The organism is Planktothricoides raciborskii GIHE-MW2 (genome assembly GCF_040564635.1).
GTDB lineage: Bacteria > Cyanobacteriota > Cyanobacteriia > Cyanobacteriales > Laspinemataceae > Planktothricoides > Planktothricoides raciborskii.
The window spans coordinates 6,291,407-6,310,196 of sequence record NZ_CP159837.1; the positions used below are offsets into that span (position 1 = coordinate 6,291,407).

Genomic DNA, 18,790 nt, shown 5'->3' on the forward strand with positions numbered 1-18,790 from the left:
AACTCTAGACTCTAAATTCTAAATTTCCCAATCGTAAATTTTAGTGAAGTGATGACAACATGATTCAAACTTGGCAATCTGTAAATACTTTGACGGGTCATTCGGCGCCAGTGCTGGGGTTGGCTTTTAGTGCCGATGGTGAGACGATCGCCAGTAGTAGTATTGATGGCACCATCCAACTCTGGAATGCCAGAACTGGGAAAGAGGGTAAAACCCCGATCGGTCACGAGGATTTTGTCAATGGGGTGGCTTTTAGTCCAGATGGTCATATTTTAGCCAGTGGTAGTACCGATAGTGAAACTTTGGGATCCGAAGACCGGGGAGGAGATCCAAACCCTGATGGGACATTCTAAACCAGTGGAAGCGGTGGCTTTTAGTGCCGATCGCGGCGATCGCCCAATTTTGGCCAGTGGGTAGGGATTCTTTGGGCTAAAACTATTAAATTATGGAATTGGCAAACCGGAGAGGCGATCGCGAAGCGGCGCGGATGCGCCATCGCTACCTTCACAGGTCATACCAAACCGATTTTATCCATTGCCATTAGTCCATATGGAGAAATATTAGCCAGTGGGTAGGGATTCTTTGGGATAAAACGATCAAACTTTGGCATATCCAAACTGGTGAATTAATTACAACCATGACCGACCATTCTGCCCCGGTAGAATGTGTCGCTTTTAGTCCGCCCCTTATGTGGCAAAAGAAATCTGAAAAAAAAATAGCATCAGATTTTATCTTAGCCAGTGGGTAGGGATTATTTTAGATGGTAGAATTAAAGGCAAGGAAAAACTGGGAAATTAATCCAAAGTTTTACCGATCATAATGACGGAGTTCGAGGTTTAGCCTTTAGTCCTGATGGGGAAATATTCGCCACTGCCAGTGTGGATAAAGCCGTAAAATTATGGGATTTAACGGGTAAAAATATTGCGACTATTCCCGACAATAATTATGTTTTTGCCGTGGCATTTAGTCCTGATAGTAAAATATTAGCGAGTGCCGGTGAGGATAAAACGATTCAAGTATTTCAGTTAGATTAAAACCAAGTTTAAGTCAGGGACACGGTGAAAGCATCTGTCCCTCGGTTGCCATGTCTTCTTCCGCTATAATGACAGCCATAATAGGCATAAAAGTGACATTATCTAAGCCAAAAAAGCAAAAATCTGTAGCAAAAAATACGGAATACCAGGGATAAAATTAAAATTGGGGCGACAAAAAATTTAATAATTTTATAAACAAAAAAATAGCAATTCTGTATCAAAAAATACGGAATACCAGAGATAAAATTGCTGCAATGCAAAGTCATCTATGGAGAAAATTCTATACAAAAGGGTAAAAAAGTGATTAAAAAAGTCCTCATGGTTGGGATGATCGCCCTGTGGGCAATAGTTATCCCCCTGATCGGAAATGGCTTGTCCCAAGATGAACCAATGCCGGATTCCGCAATGCCGGAAGTCGTCAGTCCCGCAGAACAACCAACTGATGAGATGCCGGTGGAACAGCCAACTGATGAGATGCCGGTGGAACAGCCAGCCGATGAGATGCCGGTGGAACAACCAGCCGATGAGATGCCGGTGGAACAACCAGCAAGTGATGGGACTCCAGCACCAACCTCGACCCCCGCACCGGCTCCTATAATGGCACCCCAAGCGGCACCGGCATTAGAAACTAACGTGGACAGCAGTACGACGGCAGCCCCAGAGCCGGAAATCAACAGCGGTGATACCGCCTGGATGCTGGTTTCTACGGGGTTGGTGCTGCTGATGACACCAGGATTAGCATTTTTTTACGGCGGTTTGGTGCGATCGCGCAACGTGCTCAACACTATGATGATGAGCATGATCCTGATGGCATTAGTTGGAGTGACTTGGGTTCTCTGGGGCTACAGCCTCGCTTTTGATGTGTCGGTGCAAGCACCGGAATTTGGTAAAGGTCTGGAAGCGTTTATTGGTGGGTTGGACTGGATCGGTTTAAACAATGTCACCGCTGCAACGCCCGATCCCGTTGGCTACGCCCCCACGGTTCCCCACCAAGTTTTTATGGTTTACCAGATGATGTTTGCCATCATCACCCCGGCTTTGATTTCCGGGGCGATCGTGGAACGCATGAGTTTTAAAGCCTATTTCTGGTTCATTATTCTCTGGTCTACGTTTATTTACGCTCCCTTGGCCCACTGGGTTTGGGGAAGAGGCTGGCTAGGTGCGATCGGTGCCCTGGATTTTGCTGGCGGAACAGTGGTTCACATTAGTTCTGGGATTTCCGCCGTAGTCGCCGCTTGGATGATCGGCCCACGCAAAGACTTTATGATCAAACCCCACGCCCCCCATAACGTGCCTTATGTTTTATTGGGGATTGGTTTGCTCTGGTTTGGTTGGTTGGGTTTCAATGGCGGCAGCGCTTTGGCTTCCGGTTCTCTGGCCGCCGTTGCTTGTGTCACCACGATCATTTCCGCCGCCGCTGGGGGTCTGACCTGGGTAATTTTAGAATGGATACTTCGCAACAAACCAACCGCTGTGGGGATTGCTAGTGGCTTCCTGGCAGGATTGGTGGGTATTACTCCAGCCGCCGGTTACGTTCATCCCATCGGTGCGCTGCTGATTGGTTCTATTACTTCGGTTTGCTGTTTCTATGCGGTCAGTTTCCGAGCTAAATTGCAGTTTGATGACTCTTTGGATACCTATCCAGTTCACGGTGTGGGCGGGACAATCGGAGCAATTTTAACCGGGATTTTTGCCACAAAAAGTGTTAACGAATTTGGCAATAATGGCTTGCTATTTGGCAATCCTAGTTTGTTGTTGATTCAAATTTTGGGTGTTGTGGCCACCTATATTTTTGCCGCTGTTGGTACTTTTGTTATTCTCAAAATTCTGAGCATTTTTATGGAATTGCGGGTGAAATCTGCGATCGAAGACCAAGGGATGGATATCAACGAGCACGGCGAAGAAGGTTATGGTAAGGACTTTGCTTCTGGCTTGAGTGTCGATAAGACCTAGAGAAATTCCCAATAATGCTGGCTTCCGGTTGGTCTGCCACCTGACAGATACCTGAGAAACGGTTTTTTTGGTAATAGGACTTACAGATAACCTGTAGCATATATTAGGGGCAATTAATCAATTGCCCCTACATTTAATGTTGATGTTTAAGTCCTAAATTAATATCTAATTCGGGGGTCAATATAGGCATTGATAATATCAATCACGATACTGGCGATCGCCACAATTGCGGCAAAAAATACCACAATTCCCTGAACCGTGGGATAATCTCGTAAAGAAATCGCCTCATATAATTTATTCCCCAAACCAGGCCAAGAAAAAGTCACCTCAGTTAATAGGGCACCGCCTAATAATGCCGCCAAGGTTAAACCCATCACCGTAATCACGGGAATTAGGGCATTTTTCAACGCATGACTGACTAAAATTTTCCTTTCAGGAATGCCTCTGGCGCGGGCTGCTTCCACATAATCCGCTTTTAATGTTTGTTTGAGATTAACTCGGACAATCCGCTCAAAAATACCACTAATTAAAATACCCAAAGTTAAAGATGGCAAAGCCAGATAATGTAAAGTGGTAAAAAACTGACCTAAATTAAAACTTAATAAACTATCAATCGTATAAAGTCCCGTCGGCCCTTGGGGTGGAGTTTGGGCAATGGGAAAGCGAGTCCCCAAAGGAAACCAACGCAATGTCACCCCAAAGATTAACTGCATCAGCATTCCCACCCAAAACGCAGGCAAAGAGTATGTGAGAATCCCAAACAACCGTCCCCCAGCATCCCAACCCGTATTGGGACGAGAGGCAGAAAGCATTCCCACACCAATTCCCACCACCAAGGCAACCACCATGCTAAACACCGCAATTTCTAACGTAGCGGGAAAATATTGCTGAATAATTTGCCAAACGGACTGCCCGCGAGTGGTCAGGGAAGTGCCTAGGTCAAATGTCAACAAGTCACCCATATAGTTAAGGTACTGTTGCCAGAGGGGATCTCCGAGTCCCAACTGTTCTCGCAAGGCATTTTTAACCGCTTCTGGGGCTTTTGGCCCTAAAATAGCATCCACTGGATCGCCGGGAGTGGCACGAAGCAATAAAAACACTAAGGTGGTAATTGTCCATAACATCAGCGGCGCCAGCATGAGACGGATGATGATATAGGACTGGAGGGCTTTAGATCGAGACATGGGTGAGGGTTGAAGATGATTAAGAGAGTGACAGAAAAATTATAAGATAAAAGATTTTGTTGCTAGAGAGATTTGGGAAATGACAGAAACTATTAAAAATTTAGCCACTGCGAGACTGATTGAACTGTTTTCCGCCATTCAGGGAGAAGGGCTGAATGTGGGGACTCGACAGATTTTTATTAGATTTGCGATTTGTGATTTACGGTGCCATTTCTGTGATAGCGCCCATACTTGGCAGCCTTCGGATACTTGTAGGATTGAACAGACTCCGGGAAAACGAGATTTTGTGACTTATGCTAATCCGGTTACTCAGTCTCAGTTGTTGGGGTGGGTGGAACAGCAAATGTTGCCACCAGGTTTACATGACAGTATTAGTTTGACCGGCGGCGAACCGTTGTTACACGCGCCGTTTTTACAGGAATTTTTGCCGGTGGTGAAGGAAAAGACTGGTTTACCGATTTATTTGGAAACTGGGGGGCATCGTCCCCAACAGTTAAGGATGATTTTAAAGGATTTGGATTTGGTGGGGATGGATGTGAAGTTGCCTAGTGTGAGTGGGGAAAATTGCTGGGCTGCCCATGAGGAGTTTTTGCAAGTTTGTGGGGATGGGGGCGTGGAGGTTTTTGTGAAAATTATTATTTCTCAAGATACGAATCCCGATGAGTTGATTCAAGCTAGGGATTTGGTGGCGGCGCAAAGTCCAATGATTCCAGTTTTTTTGCAACCTGTGACTCCGTTGAAACCTTGGGAGATTTTGCCAGGAAAACAGGGTGAGAATTTAGATAAGTTGCAGAAAGATAAGTTACAGAAACCGATGCTGCCCCCGACTCCAGAACAGGTGCTTGAGTGGCAAGGGTTGATGAAACGCGAGTTGAAGCAGGTGCGGGTGGTGGCGCAAACTCATAAGATGATGAATCAGTTATAGATTTGTTGTTTGTTGGTTGTTGGTTGTTGGTTGTTGGTTGTTTGTTGGTGGGTCTGAATAACGAATAACGAACAACGAATAACCAACAACCAACAACAAATCACTAATGTTATCGAAAATTGATATGATGGATTGCTGCGGTGAAAATGTAGTATAATGTAGTATTAAATTTCTGTAGAAAATCAGAATTGTCATTACTACTATCGATTTTTGAGTTAAATTAAGTTGATCAGTCCCCGAAGTAGCGAAATAGCAGTAAGTCCGTTGATTCAGTCGGAAACCTTAGAACTCCTAGAATGGCCTCGCTTGTGCGAACATCTGGCCACGTTTGCCGCCACTAAGTTGGGCGCGATCGCAGCCCGTCAAATTCACATACCTACAAGTTTGGCCGAAACCGAGCAACTGTTGACGCAAACGAAGGAGGTTTACCATTTGGAAACCGCCTTGACCACCAGTTTGTCTTTTGAGGGGATTCACGATATTGGTGATTCTCTGGAAAGGGCACAGTTGCACGGGATCCTTAGCTGCGTGGAATTGTTGGCGATCGCCACCACTTTGGCGGGAATGCGTAACCTGCGCCGGGTGATTGATAGCCAACCGAGTATCCCGGTTTTGAAAGAGTTGGTGGAAGATTTACGGACTTATCCCGAACTTGAACAAGAGATTCACCATTGTATTGATGAACGGGCAGAAGTTGCCGATCGCGCTAGTCCTCAACTGGGCGCTATTCGTGGTCAACTGAAGCAAGTCCGCGATCGCATTTACCAAACGTTGCAACAGATTATGCAGCGCCAAAGTGGGGCAATTCAGCAACAGCTAATTACCCAGCGGTCCGATCGCTTTGTGATTCCGGTAAAAGCGCCCCAAAAAGATTCGATTCCCGGCATTGTTCACGATAGTTCCACCACTGGCGCCACTCTCTACATCGAACCGAATGCGATCGTGGAGATGAATAATCGGCTGCGCGTGCTATTGCGCCAAGAAAAAGCTGAGGAAGAAGCAATTCTGCGGGCTTTAACGGAAAAAGTGGCAGCGGTGAATGAAGATTTAGAGCGGTTATTGGCGATCGCCACTACCCTGGATTTAGCCACAGCCCGCGCCCGCTATAGCTACTGGCTGAAAGCAAACCCCCCTAGATTTATTGACCGCAGCGCCGCTGACTTGATTACCTTACGTCAACTGCGCCATCCGTTGCTCATTTGGCAACATCACCACGAACAAGGCCCCGCCGTGGTGCCGATTGATTTAATGATTTCGCCCCATATTCGGGTTGTCGCCATCACCGGCCCGAATACCGGGGGAAAAACTGTCACCCTGAAAACCCTGGGACTGGCGGCACTGATGGCTAAAATTGGCCTCTTTATCCCCGCTAGAGAACCTGTGGAATTGCCCTGGTTTGACGAAGTGCTGGCAGATATTGGGGATGAACAGTCCCTAGAACAGAGTTTATCTACTTTTTCTGGACATATCCGCCGGATTACTCGGATTTTGGCGGCTATGAGTCAGGAAAGTTTGGTGTTGTTGGATGAAGTGGGCGCCGGGACTGACCCGTCCGAAGGCAGTGCATTGGCGATCGCCTTGTTGCAACACCTGGCAGACTATGCGGGACTGACCGTGGCAACCACGCACTATGGCGAACTCAAAGCCTTGAAATATCAGGATGAACGGTTTGAAAATGCGGCGGTAGAATTTGATGATGTGAGTCTTTCCCCCACTTATCGTCTGCTTTGGGGCATTCCGGGGCGATCGAATGCCCTGACCATTGCCAGTCGCTTGGGCTTAAGTTCAGAAATTATTGAAGTGGCGAAAACTCACGTGGCGCCGAGTGGCGGTGCGGAAATTAATCAGGTGATTGCCGGGTTGGAGTCTCAACGACGGCAACAAGAAATCAAAGCGAAAGAAGCAGCGGTATTATTAGCCCAGGCGGAAAAGTTGAATCAAGAAGTGTCTCAGGCTGCCCGGTCTTTGGAAGAACGAGAACAACTGCTGCGTCAGCAACAAGAACAAACCTTATTAAATGAGTTGGCCCAAGCGAAGGCGGAAATTGCCCAAGTGATTCGCCGTTTGCAAGAAGGGAATCAAACGGGTCAAGATGCTCAAGAAGCAACTAAGGCATTAAATGAAATTTCTGAGCAATATCTCCCGTCCCGGCAGGTGAAGGCTAAACCCAAACCCGGATATCAGCCCAAGGTGGGCGATCGCATTAGAATCCCGAAATTAGGCCAAACTGCTGAAGTTCTGGAGGTGTCCTTAGCAGATCAGGAGTTAATTGTCCGATTTGGCATTATGAAAATGACTGTGGCACTCACGGATATTGAATCCCTCAATGGGGAAAAAGTAGAACCGCCCCCAGTTAAAAATGTTGAACCAAAAATTTTAAAGGCGGCAAAAGTCACGGTTCCGGCAGCTACGGCTTCTGGATCGTCTTCTGTACCGACAATTAGAACTTCGCGGAATACCGTTGATTTGCGCGGGCGCCGAGTGGCAGACGCGGAGATGGAATTAACACAGGCGATCGCTGCCCAAGTCCCGGTGGGTGGCGCTTTGTGGATTATTCACGGCAAAGGTACAGGTAAATTACGGGAAGGAGTTCATCAAATTTTAGACCAATCTCCGCAAATTAAAAATTATGAATTAGCCAAAGATAAAGATGGTGGATCTGGTGTCACAATTGCCTATTTAAAATAATAGTTATTAGTTGTTGGGTAGGGATTCTTTGGTTGGTGGTTATTAGTCAAACAACTAACAACAGGCAACAGGCAAAAGGCAACAGGCAACAGGCAACAGGCAAAAGGCAAAAGGCAAAAGGCAAAAGGCAACAGGCAAAAGGCAACAGGCAACAGGCAACAGGCAAAAGGCAAACAACAACCAAAAGGCAACAGGCAAAAGGCAAAAGGCAAAAGGCAAAAGGCAACAGGCAAACAACAACCAAAAGGCAACAGGCAACAGGCAAAAGGCAAACAACAACCAAAAGGCAACAGGCAACAGGCAAAAGGCAAAAGGCAAACAACAACCAACAACCAAAAGGCAACAGGCAACAACCAACAAACAACAAACAACAATCAACAATCAACAACCAACAAATAACTATTTATCCTTTCTCCAAAAAATTATCTTTCTTAATTCTCTTTATATGCCCTGGTCTAACTCAGTTTCTCGAAGGTACAGTTCTCCCACTTGCACTTTAGAAATTAGTCTGAAACGCTCACCCTGGTCATTTTTGACTGGTGAATTTTTCAGGAAATATATCCGATTTCAGCTAATATTTGATCGCCCACAATCTGCCAGTGAAAAACAATTAATTATTCGGGGCGATGGATTAACCCTCGAAGAGTTATATCAAGCAGTCAAGCAGTACAGTGAAGCGTTTTTTCATGGCGATTCGCGAGAGCGGATTCCTTGCGGGAATAGCACCCCAAGCAATATGGCGACGCAATTTCTGTTAGAAGATTCCTTAGAATCCCGTTTTCATTCTGGGAGTATGGTTCTGCAACCTCCCTTAGAGAATCAAGAAGTTTCTAGTATTTTAACTTTGAATCAGAATGCATCGATTCAGATTAAACCCCAAGGGGGATTTATTCATCAATTAGATTTGGGTGTTTTAGCCACGGAAGCATCTAATCATAATATTCAATTAGGCAACCTACAATTATTAGATTTAGTCGCCGCTTTAGAAGAATGTATGGTGGATTTAATGGCGATCGCTCCACCCCAACCGCCATTAAAACCCGTCTCTGGACATTTGCTGAAATGGATCCTGGGGGCGATCGCCTTTGTGATACTGGGACTGACCGCAGGGACTACTACTAAAAGCGATCGGCAAGCTTCACCCCCACCCCTGACTCAGCCAACATTGCCAGGGATCCGCCATAGTCAATCTAAATAAACCGAACTTACCCAGAGTTCCACTCGTTTTGCGTTCAAATTGCGATCGAATCTTGATAAATTCTCTGGTGGGCATTTGCCCACCATATTTATAGTGCTTAAAACTTTTACCACACTATATATAGATTCAAGTAGAGTGGTAGCCCAACGGCTCATCACTTTTTTTATTGCCCCTTGGCTAAAAAATAAATTTTCTGGAAAAATTTTTCTCAAATGAGGGGTATGACCCCTCATTTATATGCTAAGTTAAATTTAGTAGTGTACCCTGATTGCAGACGCCCCTTGTTTGGGCGTTTTTTTTGGCCATTTTTCCGGCAACCAACCCAAAGGAAGATCCAGTAGGATCCTGTGCGATCGCCTCCCCATCAAAGCTAAAAAATTTTGACAAAAAATTTTGACAAAAAATTTATAAACTAGGGGGTAATACCCCTCATTGATGTGCTAGATTAAATTCAGTAGATTCACCCTGATTGCAGACGCCCTTAGTTTGGGCGTTTTTTTTGGCCATTTTCCCGGCAAGCCAACCAAAGGGGGATCCAGGGAAGAACCCCGCCCATCAAGGCAAAAAATTTTTTTCAAATCCGATTAAATGAGGGGTCATACCCCTCATTGATGTGCTAGATTAACTTCAGTAGATTCACCCTGATTGCAGACGCTCCTTGTTTGGGCGTTTTTTTATTGGATGCGTTCCCACCTAATCAGTCATCAGCTATCACTTATCAGCTAGTAGCTATTATTTGTTAGTTATCAAACAACAATTAATCACCAGCAACTAATAACTAATAACCAACAACTACCAACTAAAAATTAATAACTAACAACTATCAATCAACAACTATCAACTAACCCCTGACCTATGACGGCTGAATGCTTAAGAATTACCTAGGATTTTCGGGTGATTTTCGTGATAAATAAGTTGTAATCGATTGATATGTCATGTCCTGACTTTGACATTTCTGTAATCGATATTGCACTTCCAAGTGTAGCCAATTTTCAAATAATTTATCTAATATTTTTTCCTGAATTTCTGGGGTTAAATCAAGTTGAGTCACTTCTTCCACTAACATCAAATGATACCCAGCGGCAGTTTTCACCGGCGGAATAATTTCCCCGACATTTCCATTCAGAATCGCCTCAACGAGTTCTGGATCTAATTCAGCCATAGAAACCCAGCCACTATAACCACAACTTAGTCGGCGGCGCTGGTCGATGTCATAAAGATGGGCGGCTTCAAAAAAACTTAATTCTTGCTCTTCAATTTGATAAAATAAATCCGTGGCAATTCTTTCAAATGGTACAATAATTTGATACAGCAATATTTCTTGAAATTCACTTTTATGTTCCATGAAATATGCTTCAACTTGGGATGCAAACAAATGTTTAGCAAGTTTTTTGGCTAATAAGCGATCGCTAATTATCTGTTCCCATTCTTCATACAATAATCCGCGACCGACTAACCAAGCAATTAAGTCGGAACTGGTTTCTAGATGATGCTGGGTTCTAAACTGATGACATTCATCTTGAATTTCCTCTAAGGTGATGATCGGGTTGATTTGTTCCGCAAATTCTTTAACAATTTTACCCGATAATATCTTGACAATAACTTCTGGTAGGGTTTGTTCTTGTTTCAGAAAGTTAATAATTTCTTTGGCAGTAATTCCCGCTGTAATTTGTAAATTAACCATGATAGCCCCTCATTTCTAAGATAATCTGTAGCGTTTTATGAATTGAACGTAAACCCCGGTGATAAATTTAGTAAAATTTAACTGTAAGCCCTATAATTCAATCGATTAAAATTTCAGACAAATTATTTAAAAATTTTGAGTAAAAATATCCCAATTCTGTGATTGATAGTGTTGATCGGGGTTTTTCGAGTTTACCTAAGCAATTAAATCTGATCTCACTCATGGCCGATCGGCGTATTCATGCAGATTGACTGGTCAATTCAAGATTTTCATTGAGAGATGATTGAGATCCGTGAGATCCTTTCCCTTAGCCTTGTTCGTTCGCTTTAGCGTGCCGGAGGCAATCGCTCTTATAAGCAGGAATTTGGTTAGCGAGCCAAAATTGTCACCTTGATTGTCACCTAGTTTGTTCCCTTATGTTACATATTATCTCTCTTTTTGATAAATAATGCTGCCAATTTGGCAAAATTATTTGATGGCTTCTCCTCACCGGGGCTATGGGGATAAATCTTGTTTGTGAGGATTTCTCTAGGGCTAAGAGATTTCGGGTCAGGGATTTTTGGTTCTCATCCCTAGCCCACGTTGGCGGATTCAAAAGGGCGCTATAACATAGTCATATTGGTATGGATGATCAAATAATCAAAAATGATGCAAGAAATTCCGGCTTTTAAAATCAATGGATTTATCGCTTTGGGGGCGGCGATCGCCGCAGCCTGGGTGGGACTATGGCTAACCGGGGATATCACCCAGTTAATCAATCAATTAAATCGAGGCGAAGTGGCGCCGCCTGCTTTACTCGGAGTGGTGTTATTGATGGTGGCTACTATGACGTTACTGGGTTTGACTACCCTAGAACCCAATCAAGGGCGGGTGCTGATTTTTTTGGGTAACTATAGTGGTACAGTGCGCGATCCGGGCTTTTGGTGGGTGAACCCATTGGCTTCAAAAGAATTGATTTCTTTGCGCGTGCGTAATTTTAATAGCGATCGCCTCAAGGTAAATGATGCCCAGGGCAACCCGATTGAAATTGCGGCGGTGGTCGTTTGGCGGGTGGTGGATTCCGCCAAAGCCCTCTTTGACGTTGAATATTATGAAGAATTTGTGGCGATTCAAAGTGAAACGGCCATTCGTTCTCTGGCAATTCGTTATCCTTACGATAGCGGCAACGATCAAGAAGCTTCACTCAGAGGTAGTCCTGATGAAGTCGCAGCCGCCCTCAAACAAGAGGTGCAAGACCGCTTAGGAGTGGCTGGGGTGGAAACGATCGAAACTCGGCTGTCTCATTTGGCTTACGCCCCGGAAATTGCTCAGGTGATGTTGCGCCGTCAGCAAGCCCAAGCGATTATTGCCGCCCGTCAGCAAATTGTCGAGGGGGCGGTGAGTATGGTGGAAATGGCGATGAACCAGTTGCGCGATCGCCAGATTATTGCCTTAGATGATGACCGCAAAGCCAAAATGATCAATAATTTGCTAGTGGTTTTGACTTCTGAAAATAATATTCAACCTGTAGTAAATGCCGGTCATTCCCCAGAAGCTTGAGGGTTTTGTACTTGACCAATATCATGCCAGCAGCCTATAGAACATTTACGCAAAAAAGCCGTCGATGCTTACGATCATGGCGAACGCAAAATCCACATCTGTCGAACCTTAAATATTAGCCGCAATACTCTTGACCTCTGGTTAAAGCGTCGAAAAGAAACGGGCAGGGTGGCGGCTAATACCCAGTATCGGGGGGTCTCAATCGAAAATCAATGATCTCGAAATTTTTGAGAGTTTGGCGGTCGAGCATGGACATTTGACACAAAAAGAAATGGCTGAAAAATGGCCGGCACCAGTCAGGTCTTGATGAGAAAAGCAGTCAAGAAAATTAAATTCACTCGTAAAAAAACCTATAGGTACGGGGAAAGAAATGAACAAGCAAGAGCCGAGTTCCAAAAAGAAATTAGCCGCTATGCTCCCAAGAGACTGGTTGATTGGGGGCGATCGCTAAAGATAATGTGGTTTATCGGTGGCTGTTCTCAAAGTTTATATAACTCGCTATGGCAGGATTTGCCGAGAACAGAGTCAATATACTTGAAGTGGTTGTCACCACAGTTGCTAGTTTTATTGCCAGTGTGCTTGCCAGTGTGCTTGCCAGTGTGCTTGCCAGTTTGCTTGCCAGTTTTCTGGTTAGCCCAAGTCGCATTTCTTGTTTCTACCGTAATTCTTAAAAAAAGAGATTTGCTCTGATTAATATCCAACGAGCCAAGGCTATGTTTGTAAATGCACTTTTATGTCAATTGCTGTTTAGTGTATCGAAAAAATCGAGTTAGAGTCATCATTCTTTATGAAATTTTCATTATTGGCGGTATTTCTCGCTGAATTATGAATTTTTAGTAAATTTTAGTAAAATTACTTGACATTTTTTTTAACTTATGATTTCCGATTCCCAATTCTAGGGACAATTCAAAGATCGCCCATACTTCGGCGGGCATATCGGCGGGGAGAAGAGAGGCGATCGCCCTTGTCCCCTTTTTTCCCTTTTTCCCCCTTTTTCCCTTTTTCCCCCTTTTTCCCTTTTTTTCCCTATTTTTGTAAAATTATCATTAAATTTCTGAGAATGTGTGAGTTTAATCACCCAGTTTACTAAAATATCTGCCATGATATAAGTAGGACAAAATTACAGGAGAGGCAAAATGAACCACTCACCAGTAGACAGCGAAAAAGACAAAAGTTTTCCCCTGCATAAATTTCTGCAAAAATTTATCCATCCGTCGAGGAAAAAACCCCCCAAGAACGAAACACACCGCCTCTGAATTCCTCGAATTTTTCTCCGGTTATTGAGTAAAACGATCGCCCCTGGGTTGACCAGGATGAGAACACAGATAGGAAAACACCCCGATCCCAACAAGGCAATGGAATCGGGGTTTTTCTTGACTTTTTACCCTGGATCCAATGAATGATCCAGCAAATTTTTTAAATCCAATTATTGGGTGTACTTACTTCAGTCAAACCATTGTTTTTTTTACAAAACTTTAAAACTTTTTTTTTGGAAAAATAGTATAATACAAGATCATAATTCAGGGTTTGTTAACGTTTAAGCTTCTTCACAAATTTTAACGTTGGCTCAAACAGATCCGCTTAAATGAATCGATGAGTTTTTGACAGGTTCAAGGTTATTTACTCTAGAAAAATATTTTTTAGGCAATTTCAGAGGAAATGTTATGTTGAATTTGACTCAGGTTCGGTTCCGGTGGCTAATTGTCATCGGCTACTCAGTTCCCATTCTTTTATTGCTACTATCGACTTATTTGATTAAAGGAAGCGTTCAAAGGGCATCTCGTGCAGTGAGTGAACTCGATGCCTACAATGTCATTGAAAAACAAGGGGATGAAGTTGCTTTTACGGTAGAACACTTGCGAGTGGTGATTCGTTGTTATATGCTGGATCCGAATGCGAAAATTTTACAGGAATTAAAACAAAATATTGAACTGTATCACAATTTAGCCGCAGCCTACCAAGCTAAGATTCAAAATTCGGAACAACAAAAAATATTTACTCAATATAAGAGCCAGGTAGATGCAGAGATCGTATTTGTAGAAACAGAATTAATTCCTTTGATGAATCAAGGAAAGTTAGCCGAATCTCGCCACAAATGGCATCAAGAATACTATGGAGAGATTCAGAATGAACTGGCAACCTTGATGGATCAGTTTCGCGAAACCGGAGAAATTAAATACGCCGATATCAAACAAGAACAAGATACCGCATTAAGTCGGATAGATCCATTGATTTTGCAAGTGACTGCCGCCTCGGTAATCGTGGGGATCGCCACAGGTTTTTTGATTATTTCTGTTTTGATCCAACGCTTGAATCAAGAAGCGATCGCGATCGCTTCTTCTTGTTCGCAAATTGCCGAAACTTTCACGGAACAAGACCGGACTGCTAGTGAACAAGCTTCGTCCGTTAATGAAACAACAATTAGTATTGAACAGTTGCGGCGATCCGCAGAAAAATCCGCTTTGCAAGCCGAATCTGCCGCCGTGGGTGCGCGTCAGATATTACACTTGGCCAGCGGCGATCGGGAACATTCGGAACATGGCAACGGAACCGTTTGTTTACAAAAAGCTTCAGAAGAAATTGCGGACAAAGTGCAGTCTTTGAGTGAAGAACTCAATCAAATTTATCGCATTACTAATGTAGTGACGGAATTAGCCAGTCAAACGAATATGCTGGCACTCAATGCCGCAGTGGAAGCGGTTCGTTCTGGAGATCAAGGAAGAGGATTTGCCGTTTTAGCCACAGAAATTCGTAAACTTGCCGATCAAAGTCGCAAGGCTTCTGAACGAATTAATCAGTTAATTGAGAATCTGCAAAAATCGGCTAATTCTACGGTGACTATCACAGAAAAAGGCACCCAGGCGGTAGAAAATATGGTCACGGCGATTAATGATATTTCTGGAAATGTGCAAGAGATTGCTTCAAATGTTCAGGAGCAAGCCAGTGCCATCAATCAAATTATGATTGCCATGAATACGATTAATACAGGAGTTCAACAAACTTCTAGCAGAATTAGTCAAACGAAAATCGGAATTGAACAACTGGATAAAACGGCGCAACATTTGAAAGCCTTGGTTTAGATTCGTGCTAGTTTTAGCCATTTTCCCTGGAGTTTATTACCTAACAATTCAAGTAATTCTTGTTTCAATTGTTCTAAATCCTGCGGTTCATCAATCGGGTTTCACTCATCTTTTGGGTAGAGAACCCAGAAACCGGGTTTTTTTCTGGCGATCGCAGTTAACTTAGGAATCCCAACCAGAAACCCGGTTTATTATGGGTAATTTAGATTAACTTTAACAATGCTTGTACCGGATGCAATGGCTGCCAACCGTCAAACCGCTTTACTTGCGATCGACAAGAATATCCGGTAGCTAAAATATAGGCTTGTTTCTCTACATTTTCTGGCAATTGCCGACCCCAACTCATCTGATAAATGCCTTGAGATTCCCCATAATGTTCCGCTTCATGTCCGTAAATTCCCGCCATGCCACAGCATCCAGTTTCTACCAGATTTAATTGTAACCCAATGGCATAAAAAATTTGTTGCCATTGTCGTTGGGAAGCTAAGACAGCGGTTTTTTCGGTGCAATGTCCGAATAATTGATAAGACTGAAAATGGTTATTATAATGCTTAACTTTCGGTAATCGATATAATTGGCTGACTAAGAATTCTTGTAATAACTGGACAGGGAGGTTATTGTCGGTTGGGATAACTTTCTGATATTCGTCTCGATAGGTGAGGACGATGCTGGGTTCAATGCCAATTATGGGGATATTTAAACCAGCGATTTGCTGGAAATATTGGGCATTTTTATGGGCGATCGCGCCAAATTCAGTTAAAAATCCTTTCACATGGAGAGGTTTACCACTGGGAAAAAATGGCGACACATAAACCGTATATCCCAGTTTAGTCAAAAAGTCGTAAGTATCCAGCACCAAATCAGATTCATAGAAACTGGTAAACGCATCTTGAATTAAGATAACACTATTTAATTTTTCACTTTCACTCAGGTTGGCTAATTTCTCTAGGTCAAACTCTGGGGCTTTTCTTGCTGCCAAACCTTGCTGAACTGTCACCGGACTAACTACCGGGGGATCGACCATCTTTAGACTATGGCGAATTAACCAGAGACTAACAGGATTTTGGCTTAATAAATTCACCAATCCTGGGGCAAAAGATTGCCATTGTGCCAAGGTTTCAATATAACCAATGAAGTAATCTCTCAACGGTCGTAAATATCGAGTATAATAGAGAGATAAAAACTTGGCTTTCATCTCTGGAATATCCACATGAATTGGGCATTGAGTCGCGCAAGCTTTGCAGGATAAACAACCGTGCATCCCGGCATAAACTTCATGGGAAAAGTCATAAAATTCCAGAGATTTTTGCAGGGTATTCCAGACTTTAAGTGGGAAATTTGCAGATGGGAACAGGGAACAGGTCTGGGTAGGGTAAGAGGCAATATTCCCCGTTCCCTGATAACCGAAACCCGTTCCCTTTTTTCCGATTTCTAATTGCCGTAACCATTCCCGGAGTAAACTAGCGCGACCTTTGGGAGAATGAATGCGATCGCGTGTTTCCTTGGAGGAAGGACACATCACTTGATCCGGATGATAATTAAAACAAGCCCCATTGCCATTACACTTAAATGCCGCCTCATATTCTAACTGCAACTCCGGGGAAACTTGGCGATCAAATTCGCCCCGTAGCGGCGATTCTAGGGGGACAACTGCCGCATCACTGCCAAAAGGCGTCACAATTTTACCCGGATTTAATTGATTATATGGATCAAAAGCTGCCTTAATTTTCCGTAAATCTTGATAAAGTTCTTCTCCAAAGAATAGGGGAGTATATTCACTTCTAAAACCCTTACCATGTTCACCCCACATCACCCCGCCATATTTCCGCACCAAAGCCACCACTCGATCCGACAATTCTCGGATTAAAGCTGCATCTTCTGGCGCTTTCATATCCAAGGCAGGACGCACATGAAGACAGCCCACATCAACATGGCCATACATAGCATATTCTAGATCATATTTACTCAGTAAACTTTTAAATTCCCCGATATAATTGGCTAAATTTTCTGGTGGTACGGCAGTATCTTCAATCAAAGCAATGGGTTGACGTTTTCCCGGTTTATTCCCCAATAAACCCACCCCTTTTTTCCGCAATTCCCAAAGTTTTGTCGATTCCTGGGCATTTTTTGCCAAATAATAACCAATAGCAGGTTTTGTAGGGGCGAAGCATTCGCGCAGATAGGCATCGGTTTCTAGCGGAGATTTATCCGCGAATGCTTCGCCCTCGGTATGGTGAGGCGATTTATTTTTATCGGCTGCGATCGCTGCACAAATTGCCTCTATCTTGTCGTTAACTGCCGATTCATTTTCCCCCACAAACTCAACTAAATTAATTGCTTTGGCATCCCCAATAAAATCTTTAACCTCATCATAAATTTCATCATTTTTAGCCAATTGTAGAATCGTTTCATCAATCGTTTCAATCGCTGCGGGTTCTGCCTTTAATAAATTTTCGGCAGCGGATAACGCATCATCAAAACAGCGATAGTGAATCACTAATAACCTTTGGGCTTTGGGAATCGGGGTTAATCTTAACTTCGCTTCCGTAATTACCCCTAAAGTACCTTCTGACCCGGCTAATAGCCAGTTTAAATTAAAAGTATTTTGTTCTTTATCATAAACCTTAGCTAAATTATACCCAGTCATAAACCGAGTTATTTTCGGAAAAATATCGGCAATTAACTCTTGTTTAGCAGTCACAATATCATCTACTTGGCGATAAATTTCACCCAGCCGTTTTGACTGTTGCTTAACCTGGGATAAATTAGGTAAATTAATAGAGTAGCTGTTGCCCACAGTTCCATCAGGCAAAACCCACTCTAATGCTAAAATATGATTACTCGTGCGACCATAAATCCGCGACCCTTTCCCACAAGCATCAGTATTAATCATGCCGCCAATAGTAGCCCGATTACTAGGGGCTAAATTCGGGGCAAAAAATACGCCAAATGGTTTTAAAGCTGCATTCAGTTGGTCTAAGACAACGCCCGGTTGTACCCGCACCCAACCCGCTGCTACATTCACCTCTAAAATCTGGTTCATATACTTAGAACAATCAATCATAATTCCCGGAGAAAGGGATTGACCATTTGTCCCCGTCCCCCCACCTCTGGGAGAAAAGGTTATCTGACGATAAGCGGGTTGATTGGCTAATTGAAATAGGGTAACTAAATCAGCAGTAGTTTTAGGAAAAACGACCGCTTGAGGTAAAATTTGATAGATACTATTATCCGTTGAAGCACTTAACCGACTGGCTAATTCGCCGTGAATTTCCCCAGAAAAAGAGGTTTTTTTTAGGGCGGCTAAAAATTCCGCATAGTCAGGTTTTAAAGTTTGATTTAAGGTTTGAGTTAGATTTAATCTGGGAATCATAAGCGACAGAAAAGAAACCGGGTTTCTGCGTTAACTTTAATATTATGGCACAACTTATCTAAAGAAATCCGGTTTCTAACCTCTCCAGGTTTAGGGGTTGCTGGTGGGGGCAAGAAACCGGGTTTCTTGCAG

14 protein-coding genes are annotated in these 18,790 nt (G+C 43.5%); 10 read left to right on the top strand and 4 right to left on the bottom strand.

Features of this window, described 5'->3' with window-relative positions:
• Positions 1 to 59: 59 nt before the first annotated feature.
• Positions 60 to 353, top strand: coding sequence for a WD40 repeat domain-containing protein (locus ABWT76_RS26900; protein ID WP_054469003.1), 294 nt, complete (start codon positions 60 to 62; stop codon positions 351 to 353).
• Positions 354 to 373: 20 nt separating this feature from the next.
• Here ABWT76_RS26900 and ABWT76_RS26905 read toward each other — a convergent pair whose 3' ends face one another.
• Positions 374 to 496 (bottom strand): hypothetical protein, encoded by a 123-nt coding sequence (locus ABWT76_RS26905; protein ID WP_255353239.1) that lies wholly within the window; start codon positions 494 to 496, stop codon positions 374 to 376.
• A gap of 28 nt (positions 497 to 524) precedes the next feature.
• On the opposite strand from ABWT76_RS26905, the gene ABWT76_RS26910 reads away from it, so the two are divergent.
• The 3 genes from ABWT76_RS26910 (at position 525) to amt (ending at position 2,987) form a co-directional block, all read left to right on the top strand.
• Entirely contained in the window at positions 525 to 575 is a 51-nt protein-coding gene (locus tag ABWT76_RS26910; protein ID WP_354636444.1) for a hypothetical protein, read from the top strand.
• A gap of 222 nt (positions 576 to 797) precedes the next feature.
• Complete coding sequence (locus ABWT76_RS26915) at positions 798 to 1,034, top strand: WD40 repeat domain-containing protein (RefSeq protein ID WP_082348991.1); 237 nt, start codon at positions 798 to 800, stop codon at positions 1,032 to 1,034.
• A 300-nt stretch (positions 1,035 to 1,334) separates the two neighbouring features.
• Positions 1,335 to 2,987, top strand: coding sequence for an ammonium transporter (gene amt / locus ABWT76_RS26920; RefSeq protein WP_231636895.1), 1,653 nt, complete (start codon positions 1,335 to 1,337; stop codon positions 2,985 to 2,987).
• Positions 2,988 to 3,145: 158 nt separating this feature from the next.
• On the opposite strand, the gene ABWT76_RS26925 is transcribed toward amt, so the two are convergent.
• On the bottom strand, positions 3,146 to 4,171 hold the full coding sequence (locus tag ABWT76_RS26925) for an ABC transporter permease (protein WP_054469006.1): 1,026 nt from the start codon (positions 4,169 to 4,171) through the stop codon (positions 3,146 to 3,148).
• 79 nt (positions 4,172 to 4,250) lie between these two features.
• Here ABWT76_RS26925 and ABWT76_RS26930 point away from each other — a divergent pair, with 79 nt between their 5' ends.
• From ABWT76_RS26930 to ABWT76_RS26945, 4 genes are all read left to right on the top strand, one after another.
• Complete coding sequence (locus tag ABWT76_RS26930) at positions 4,251 to 5,096, top strand: 7-carboxy-7-deazaguanine synthase QueE (RefSeq protein ID WP_054469007.1); 846 nt, start codon at positions 4,251 to 4,253, stop codon at positions 5,094 to 5,096.
• A gap of 264 nt (positions 5,097 to 5,360) precedes the next feature.
• Complete coding sequence (locus tag ABWT76_RS26935; protein WP_190878747.1) at positions 5,361 to 7,784, top strand: endonuclease MutS2; 2,424 nt, start codon at positions 5,361 to 5,363, stop codon at positions 7,782 to 7,784.
• A 35-nt stretch (positions 7,785 to 7,819) separates the two neighbouring features.
• Entirely contained in the window at positions 7,820 to 8,284 is a 465-nt protein-coding gene (locus tag ABWT76_RS26940; protein ID WP_190878687.1) for a 6-phosphofructokinase, read from the top strand.
• The gene (locus ABWT76_RS26945; RefSeq protein ID WP_082348992.1) at positions 8,230 to 8,982 is read left to right on the top strand and encodes a DUF4335 domain-containing protein; all 753 of its coding nucleotides are present in this window, start codon (positions 8,230 to 8,232) and stop codon (positions 8,980 to 8,982) included. The genes ABWT76_RS26940 and ABWT76_RS26945 overlap by 55 nt, the downstream gene beginning before the upstream one ends.
• A gap of 877 nt (positions 8,983 to 9,859) precedes the next feature.
• Here the strand turns inward: ABWT76_RS26945 and ABWT76_RS26950 are convergent.
• Positions 9,860 to 10,666: a peptidylprolyl isomerase gene (locus ABWT76_RS26950; RefSeq protein WP_054469816.1), complete on the bottom strand. Its 807-nt coding sequence runs from the start codon at positions 10,664 to 10,666 to the stop codon at positions 9,860 to 9,862.
• Between the two features lie 645 nt (positions 10,667 to 11,311).
• On the opposite strand from ABWT76_RS26950, the gene ABWT76_RS26955 reads away from it, so the two are divergent.
• Positions 11,312 to 12,205 carry an SPFH domain-containing protein gene (locus ABWT76_RS26955; RefSeq protein ID WP_054469815.1) on the top strand — a complete coding sequence of 298 codons (894 nt, stop codon included), beginning with the start codon at positions 11,312 to 11,314 and terminating at the stop codon, positions 12,203 to 12,205.
• Positions 12,206 to 13,869: 1,664 nt separating this feature from the next.
• Positions 13,870 to 15,285 carry a methyl-accepting chemotaxis protein gene (locus ABWT76_RS26965; protein ID WP_190878683.1) on the top strand — a complete coding sequence of 472 codons (1,416 nt, stop codon included), beginning with the start codon at positions 13,870 to 13,872 and terminating at the stop codon, positions 15,283 to 15,285.
• A 202-nt stretch (positions 15,286 to 15,487) separates the two neighbouring features.
• Here ABWT76_RS26965 and ABWT76_RS26970 read toward each other — a convergent pair whose 3' ends face one another.
• Positions 15,488 to 18,658: an FAD-binding and (Fe-S)-binding domain-containing protein gene (locus ABWT76_RS26970; RefSeq protein WP_190878681.1), complete on the bottom strand. Its 3,171-nt coding sequence runs from the start codon at positions 18,656 to 18,658 to the stop codon at positions 15,488 to 15,490.
• Positions 18,659 to 18,790 lie beyond the last annotated feature (132 nt).

Bases quoted from the DNA above. Each gene is read 5' to 3' on its own strand.
- ABWT76_RS26950 (WP_054469816.1), bottom strand. From the start codon at position 10,666: ATGGTTAATTTACAAATTACAGCGGGAATTACTGCCAAAGAAATTATT.
- ABWT76_RS26905 (WP_255353239.1), bottom strand. From the start codon at position 496: ATGGCGCATCCGCGCCGCTTCGCGATCGCCTCTCCGGTTTGCCAATTC.
- ABWT76_RS26925 (WP_054469006.1), bottom strand. From the start codon at position 4,171: ATGTCTCGATCTAAAGCCCTCCAGTCCTATATCATCATCCGTCTCATG.
- ABWT76_RS26955 (WP_054469815.1), top strand. From the start codon at position 11,312: ATGATGCAAGAAATTCCGGCTTTTAAAATCAATGGATTTATCGCTTTG.
- ABWT76_RS26965 (WP_190878683.1), top strand. From the start codon at position 13,870: ATGTTGAATTTGACTCAGGTTCGGTTCCGGTGGCTAATTGTCATCGGC.
- ABWT76_RS26945 (WP_082348992.1), top strand. From the start codon at position 8,230: ATGCCCTGGTCTAACTCAGTTTCTCGAAGGTACAGTTCTCCCACTTGC.
- ABWT76_RS26930 (WP_054469007.1), top strand. From the start codon at position 4,251: ATGACAGAAACTATTAAAAATTTAGCCACTGCGAGACTGATTGAACTG.
- ABWT76_RS26970 (WP_190878681.1), bottom strand. From the start codon at position 18,658: ATGATTCCCAGATTAAATCTAACTCAAACCTTAAATCAAACTTTAAAA.
- ABWT76_RS26900 (WP_054469003.1), top strand. From the start codon at position 60: ATGATTCAAACTTGGCAATCTGTAAATACTTTGACGGGTCATTCGGCG.